The sequence below is a fragment of the Pseudomonas sp. W22_MBD1_FP4 genome, from assembly GCF_052113765.1.
Lineage (GTDB): Bacteria > Pseudomonadota > Gammaproteobacteria > Pseudomonadales > Pseudomonadaceae > Aquipseudomonas > Aquipseudomonas sivasensis.
The window spans coordinates 26,516-34,255 of the sequence record NZ_JBGQOI010000036.1 but is presented as its reverse complement, the minus strand read 5'-3'; the positions used below and the strand labels follow the sequence as shown (position 1 = coordinate 34,255).

5 protein-coding genes are annotated in these 7,740 nt (G+C 63.9%); all 5 read left to right on the top strand.

Annotated features, from left to right (window positions below; all coding sequences use genetic code 11):
- Positions 1 to 228 precede the first annotated feature (228 nt).
- Entirely contained in the window at positions 229 to 846 is a 618-nt protein-coding gene (gene lexA / locus ACEN2T_RS28765) for a transcriptional repressor LexA (protein WP_032886583.1), read from the top strand.
- The gene (gene imuA, locus ACEN2T_RS28760) at positions 846 to 1,460 is read left to right on the top strand and encodes a translesion DNA synthesis-associated protein ImuA (RefSeq protein WP_095184532.1); all 615 of its coding nucleotides are present in this window, start codon (positions 846 to 848) and stop codon (positions 1,458 to 1,460) included. Before lexA ends, imuA begins: the two co-directional genes overlap by 1 nt.
- A 7-nt stretch (positions 1,461 to 1,467) precedes the next feature.
- Positions 1,468 to 2,880 carry a Y-family DNA polymerase gene (locus tag ACEN2T_RS28755; RefSeq protein ID WP_032886581.1) on the top strand — a complete coding sequence of 471 codons (1,413 nt, stop codon included), beginning with the start codon at positions 1,468 to 1,470 and terminating at the stop codon, positions 2,878 to 2,880.
- Entirely contained in the window at positions 2,856 to 5,948 is a 3,093-nt protein-coding gene (locus tag ACEN2T_RS28750) for an error-prone DNA polymerase (protein WP_206199178.1), read from the top strand. Before ACEN2T_RS28755 ends, ACEN2T_RS28750 begins: the two co-directional genes overlap by 25 nt.
- Before the next feature lie 90 nt (positions 5,949 to 6,038).
- A complete protein-coding gene (locus ACEN2T_RS28745) occupies positions 6,039 to 7,739 on the top strand; it encodes an ATP-binding protein (RefSeq protein WP_095184534.1) in 1,701 nt (566 codons plus the stop codon).
- The last annotated feature ends 1 nt before the right edge of the window (position 7,740 follow it).

Genomic DNA, 7,740 nt, shown 5'->3' with positions numbered 1-7,740 from the left:
CCCATCGCGGCGGCCCACGGATTCAAGCCGGAGTGCGGGCACACCGAGCCTAGGCGAGGTGCCGAGTGTTGGGGCGAAGGCCTTTTGCTTACTTTTGGGCCTTTCCAAAAGTGAGCCGCTGTAAGAGCGGAACCATAAGTAGCCGTTACCTAACCAACGGATATGTACTCAACTCAACCCCCCCCCCCGACTACCGGCTCTTGTAAGAAATTTCCCATAAGAGTACAAATGTACTCCATGACGACCCTGACTCCCCGCCGCACCGCCATCCTGACCTTCATCCGCGACCGTATCGCGCAACAAGGCCAGCCCCCCAGCCTCGCCGAGATCGCCGAGGCGTTCGGCTTTGCCTCCCGCAGCGTCGCGCGCAAACACGTGGTGGCCCTGACCGAAGCCGGCTTCATTGAGGTCAATCCCAACCAGGCTCGCGGTATTCGCCTGCTCAACCAACCCATGCGTCCGGAGTGGCTGGACGTGCCCGTGCTCGGCCGAGTCGCCGCCGGCCTGCCCATCGGTGCTGACGCCGAAGTGCACAGTCGCCTGCAACTCGACCCAAGCACCTTCGCGAAAACCCCCGACTACCTGCTGCGGGTGCAGGGCGATTCGATGATCGAAGACGGCATCCTTGACGGCGATCTGGTAGGCGTACGCCGCAGTGCCGAGGCCTTGAACGGGCAGATCGTGGTGGCGCGCCTGGATGGCGAAGTCACCATCAAGCGTTTCGAACGCAGTGGCGACCGCGTGCGCCTGCTGCCGCGCAACCCCGCGTATCAACCTATTGTGGTGGGCCCTGATCAGGACCTGGCCATCGAAGGGGTGTTCTGCGGCCTGGTGAGGCAAGGCTGATGGGCGCCGTCGTTGCCCTGGACGCGCTGTTCAATGGCGGCCGCGTCTGGAAAGGCCGGCCGGCCGCGCCTCCCGCCAGTGTGCACCCCACCGGGCTGGCCGCGCTGGATGCGGTGCTGCCCAGCGGCGGCTGGCCTGAATCGGCTTTGAGTGAAATCCTCATGGCCAAGGAGGGCATCGGCGAACTGCAACTGGTGCTGCCCACCCTGGCGCGCCTGTCAAAGGCGGGGGAGCGCATTGTGTTGGTGGCGCCGCCGTATACGCCGTATCCCCATGCCTGGCAGAACGCCGGGGTGGATGTACGCCAGCTTTCAGTGATCCAGGCCGAGGAACGTGATGCGCTATGGGCCGTGGAGCAGTGCCTGCGCTCCGGCAGTTGCGGCGCGGTGCTGTGCTGGCCGCGCAAGGCCGATGACCGGGCGCTGCGGCGCTTGCAGGTGGCAGCAGAAACCGGCCAGACCCTGGCGTTTGCCTGGCGCGCCTTGAGTGAGGGGGTCAATTCATCGCCTGCTGCCCTGCGTTTGGCGGTCGATGCGAAACCCGCCCAAGTACGGGTGATCAAGTGCCGTGGCGGTTTGGCCCATCCGGCGCCGATTGCGTTGGCGGGGCACTGAGGTTGCCATGCGCTGGGTGTGTATTGTCTTCCCGCAATTGGCGCTGGACGGGGTGCAGCGTGTGCACCCCGAGCCCGACCAACCCCTCGCGCTGCTGGCCGGTACGCCACAGCGGCGCGTACTGCAAACCGTCAACGACGCCGCCCGCGCCTTGGGCCTGCGTCCAGGCCTTTCACTGACGGCGGCCCATGCCCTGGCCAAGACTTTTGCCAGCGCCGAATACGACCCCGTGGAAATCGAACGCTGGCAGCAGTTCCTGGCAGCCTGGGCCTATCGCTTCAGTTCCCAGGTCAGTGTGCATTACCCGCGTGCGTTGCTGTTCGAGATCGAATCGAGCCTGGGCCTGTTCGGTCCCTGGCCGCAGTTCGAAGCGCGCTTGCGCAAAGAATTGACCGAGCTGGGCTTTCGTCACCGCATCGTCGCCGCGCCCAACCCGGCGGCGGCGCGGGTGCTGGCCAATATTTACGACGGTCTGGCCATCGACGATGAGGCATTGATGCAGGCCCTCGCACCACTGCCCATCGACCGCGCCGGCCTTGAACCTCAGGCCGCTACCGCCTTGTCGCGCATGGGCCTGCGCACCCTGTCCCAGGTCCAGGCCTTGCCCCGGCACACCCTGGCACGGCGCTTTGATGCCGGCCTGCTCAAGCACCTGGATGCCTTGACCGGGCAACGCCCGCTGGCCCTTGGGTTTTATCAGCCGCCGGACCAGTTCGATGTGCGCATCGAATTGAATTTCGACGTGCAGTCCCACCAGGCGCTGCTGTTTCCACTGCGGCGCTTGACCGGTGATTTATCCGCCTTTCTCTGCGGACGCGACAGTGGCGTGCAGCGTTTTGACCTGCACCTGGAGCACGCCCAGTTGCCCGACAGTGTGATCAAGGTCGGCCTGCTCAGCGCCGAGCGCGAACCGGCGATGCTGTTCGAGCTGGCCCGTGGGCGCCTGGAGCAAGTGCAAGTCACGGCGCCGGTGCGCGGTTTTCGCCTGGTGGCCCAGGACTTGCCGGTGTTTGTGCCGCAGCGCCAGGACCTGTTCGACGACCGCCCGCAACAGACCCTGCCCTGGGAGCAATTGCGCGAACGCCTGCGCGCGCGCCTTGGGGATGAGGCGGTACAAGGCTTGCGTTTTCATGCCGACCATCGCCCCGAGTGCGCTTGGCAAGCAACGGCCGACAGTCGCACATGCCCGACCTTGAACAAGGTGCAACGCCCCGGTTGGCTGCTCAGGGAACCCACCTTGCTGACCGAGCAAGGTGTGCAGATTCTGATGGGCCCGGAACGTATCGAATCCGGCTGGTGGGACGGCGCCGATATCCGCCGTGACTATTACCTGATCCAGACCCGCGCCGGTCAGCAAGGCTGGGCCTACCGCAGCGTGGGGCAGGGCGATGGTTTGTGGCTGCAAGGCTGGTTTGCATGAACTACGCCGAGCTGCATTGCCTGTCCAATTTCAGTTTTCAGCGCGGCGCGTCCACCGCGCTGGAGTTGTTCGAGCGCGCCAAGCGTCAGGGCTACAGCGCCTTGGCGATCACTGATGAATGCACGTTGTCAGGCATCGTGCGTGCGTGGCAGGCGGCGAAGGCGGTGGAGTTACCGCTGATTATCGGCAGCGAAGTGCGCATCGAAAACGGCCCGAAACTGGTGCTGCTGGTAGAAAACCTCAGCGGTTACCAGCACCTGTGCCGCCTGATCACCCTGGCCAGGCGGCGTGCGGAAAAAGGCAGTTATCGCCTGCTGCACGAAGACTTCGACGCACCGCTCAACGGCCTGTTGGCGCTATGGGTCGCCGACGACAGCGACACCCAGGCCTCGATCCAATGGCTGCGCCGCACGTTTGCCGAGCGCCTGTGGCTGGCGGTGCACCTGCATTGCGGCCAGGACGATGCGCGGCATCTGGAGCAGCGCCTGCACCTGGCCGCCAACCTGAATATCCCGGCGGTGGCCTGTGGTGATGTGCACATGCACGCACGCGGTCGACGCGCCCTGCAAGACACCATGACCGCCATCCGTCATCACGTCCCGGTGGCCGAAGCCGGCACGCGCCTGCACCCCAATGGCGAGCGGCATCTGCGCGGCCTTGATGCCCTGGGCACGCTGTACCCCCAAGCCTTGCTCGATGAAACCCTGGTCATCGCCCGCCGTTGCACCTTCGACCTCGGCCAGTTGCGTTATCACTACCCGCGCGAATTGGTGCCCGAGGGGCATGACGCCGAATCCTGGCTGCGCGCCGTCACCGAAGAAGGCATCGCCCTGCGTTGGCCTCACGGAATCGACGCCAAGACCATGCAGCAGATCAATCACGAACTGACATTGATCAGCAAACTGGGTTACGAAAGTTATTTCCTCACCGTGCACGATATTGTGCGCTTCGCCCGCAGCCGTTCGATCCTGTGCCAGGGCCGCGGGTCGGCGGCCAACTCGGCGGTGTGTTTTGCCTTGGGCATTACCGAGATCAACCCGAGCCTTACGAATATGCTGTTTGAGCGCTTCCTGTCAGAGGAGCGCAACGAGCCACCGGATATCGACGTGGACTTCGAGCACGAACGCCGCGAAGAAGTGCTGCAGTACGTTTTCCAGCGCTACGGCCGCACCCGCGCGGCGCTGACGGCGGTGGTCAGCAGCTACCACGCCGCCGGTGCGGTGCGCGATGTGGCCAAGGCCCTTGGGTTGCCGCCGGACCAGATCAACGCCCTGGCCGACTGCTGCGGGCGCTGGAGTGATGATGCGCCTCCGCTGGAACGCCTGCGTGAAGGCGGCTTCGACCCGGACAGCCCGATCCTGCGCCGTGTGCTCACGCTCACCCAGCAACTGATCGGTTTTCCCCGGCACCTGTCCCAACATCCCGGCGGTTTCGTGATTTCCGAATACCCGCTGGACACTCTGGTGCCGGTGGAAAACGCGGCCATGGCCGAGCGCACCATTATCCAATGGGACAAGGACGATCTGGATGCCGTGGGCCTGCTCAAGGTGGATATCCTCGCCTTGGGCATGCTCAGTGCGATTCGCCGCTGTTTCGATTTGCTGCGCCGCCACCGTAACCTCGACCTGGCCCTGGCGACGATCCCCAAGGAAGACCCGGCCACCTACGCGATGATCAGCAAGGCCGACACCATTGGCGTATTTCAGATCGAGTCGCGGGCGCAGATGTCGATGCTGCCCCGGCTCAAGCCGCAGACGTTTTATGACCTTGTGATCGAGGTCGCTATTGTGCGACCCGGTCCGATCCAGGGAGGGATGGTGCATCCGTATCTGCGACGACGTAACAAGGAAGAAAAAACCACCTACCCTTCACCGGAACTTGAAAGCGTATTGAAACGCACCCTGGGCATTCCGCTGTTCCAGGAGCAAGTGATGCAGATCGCCATGGTCGCCGCCGACTACAGCCCTGGCGAGGCCGACCAGTTGCGCCGCTCCATGGCCGCGTGGAAACGTCACGGCGGCCTGGAACCCCACCAGGACCGCTTGCGCACCGGCATGCTGAAAAACGGCTACACCGAGGAGTTTGCCGCGCAGATTTTCGAGCAGATCAAGGGCTTTGGCAGCTATGGCTTTCCTGAGTCCCATGCGGCCAGTTTCGCCTTGCTGACTTACGCCAGTTGCTGGCTCAAATGCCACGAGCCGGCGGCCTTCGCCTGCGCGTTGATCAACAGCTGGCCTATGGGGTTCTACAGCCCGGACCAGATACTGCAGGACGCACGGCGCCATCGCTTGCAGATTCGCCCGGTGGATGTGCAGGCCAGCGACTGGGATTGCAGCCTGGAACCCATTGACGGCCAGCAACCGGCGATCCGTATGGGCTTGCGCATGATCGCGGGGTTTCGTGAAGAGGATGGTCGGCGCATCGAGGCCGCCCGCCCTGGCACAGGTTTCAGCGACATTGCTGATCTGGACCAGCGCGCCGGTCTGGACGCCCGTGCCCAGGCGTTGCTGGCCGACGCCGGCGCCCTGCGTGCCCTGGCTGGAAACCGGCACCAAGCCCGCTGGGACGTGGCGGGGGTGCACAAACAATTGGGGCTGTTCGCCGGGCTGCCCAGCCCCGACGAAGCCGTGGTCGCTTTACCGGCACCGACGGTCGGCGAGGACTTGCAGGCTGATTACGCCACCGTCGGCACCACTCTCGGCCCGCACCCGCTGGCATTGTTGCGCGATGAGCTGCGCAAGCGGCGTTGTCGCAGCTCCCGCGAGCTGATGGCGGTGGAGCATGGGCGTAATGTGAGTGTCGCGGGGTTGGTCACGGGGCGGCAACGTCCGGGCACGGCCAGCGGTGTGACCTTTGTCACCTTGGAAGATGAGTTCGGCAATCTCAATGTGGTGGTTTGGCGCGACCTGGCCGAACGTCAGCGCCAGGCGCTGGTGGGGTCGCGCTTGCTCAAGGTAGACGGGCGCTGGGAGGCGGTCGGCGAGGTGCGCCATCTGATCGCCGGGCGGCTCACCGACCTCACGCCGTTGCTGGAAGGCATGTCTGTGCGCAGCCGGGATTTCCACTGAGGTGACCCCAAATTAATACCAGATGAAACCATCTGCTCCGTGTAAGCTCCAAAAATGGCGACTGTCTTCTCTTTTGCACTGAGCCGAACGATGCAATTTTTATCCAACCCCCACGGCTGTGAAGGTTGGGCCGGTGAAATGGCCCAGCGTATTCGCGCGTTCGATTGGTCGACCACGGACCTCGGTCCCATTAACCAGTGGTCCACCAGCCTGGTCTGTAACGTGCAGATGATGCTCGCATCGCCGATGCCGATGGTGATGTTGTGGGGGCGGGCCGGGTACATGATTTACAACGACAGTTACTCGGTCTTTGCCGGCGGCCGCCACCCGTCTTTGCTGGGGGCTCCGGTGGAGTTGGGTTGGCCGGAGGTGGCGGATTTCAATCGCCATGTGGTGGACACCTGTCTGGCCGGCGGCACTCTGTCCTTCAACAACAAAGACCTGGTGCTGCTGCGCAATGGCCAGCCGGAAACCGTGTGGCTGGATTTGTATTACAGCCCCGTCGCCGGCGACAACCAGCAACCGGCCGGCGTGTTGGCGATTGTGGTCGATACCACCGAACTGGTGAAGTCCGAACAGGTGCGCCAGGAACTCACCCATAACCTCGAACAACGGGTGGCCGCTGAAGTGCAGGCGCGCTCCAGTGCCGAGGACCAGTTGCGCCAATCGCAAAAACTCGAAGCCATCGGCGGCCTCACCGGCGGCGTGGCCCACGACTTCAATAACCTGTTGCAAGTGATCGCCGGCAATCTGCACTTGCTGGCCCGCCATGAGCCAGACAATGCCCAGGTGCAGCGCCGCGTCAACGCGGCCATCGCGGCAGTGGAGCGCGGGGCCAAGCTGTCGGCGCAACTGCTGGCCTTTGCCCGCCGCCAGCCGTTGTCGCCGGCGGTGTACAACCCGCAACGCATCTATGCCGGCCTTGGCGAACTGTTGCAGCGCGCACTGGGAGAAACCATTCATATCGATGTGCAGTTGCCCCAGGATTCCTGGAGCATCAACGTCGACCGTAACCAGTTGGAAAATGCGTTGCTCAACCTGGCGATCAATGCCCGCGACGCCATGAAAGGTGAGGGGGTGATCCGCATCAGCGGCGAAAACATCATCCTTAACCCCGGCGATTGCATCGGCAAGAGCGTCAGTCCCGGAGAATATGTGCGCCTGGCGGTCACCGACACCGGGGTGGGCATGCCACCTGGGATCCAGGCCAGGGTGTTCGAACCGTTCTTCACCACCAAGCGCGACGGTCACGGTACCGGCCTGGGCTTGAGTATGGTGTTCGGCTTTGTGCGTCAAAGTGGCGGGCATGTCGAGGTCAGCAGCGAAGAAGGCCAGGGCACCGTGGTGCAGTTGTACTTCCCGCGCAGCCTGGGCGAGGAGTGCCTTGAAGCGTCAGACGAGCCCGTTGCGTCCGTAGGCGGCCAGGAAACGATCCTGGTGGTCGAAGACAATGAAGGCGTGCGCCTGACGGTGGTGGACGTGCTCGAACAGTCGGGCTACACCGTGATCACCGCCGAGGACGGCGACCAGGCCATGTCGAAGCTCAAAGCTGGCCTGCAACCCGAGTTGATTTTTACCGACGTGGTCATGCCCGGCCGCCTTAAAAGCACCGACCTGGCCGCCTGGGCCCGTGCACAAACCCCGCCCGTGCCGGTGCTGTTCACTTCCGGTCACACCCGCGACATCCTCTCCAGCAACCACCTGCTGAGCCCCGACATTCATCTGCTGAGCAAGCCCTACAGCCCCGAAGCCCTGACGCTACGGGTGCGCAGCGTGCTCACCGCACGATAAG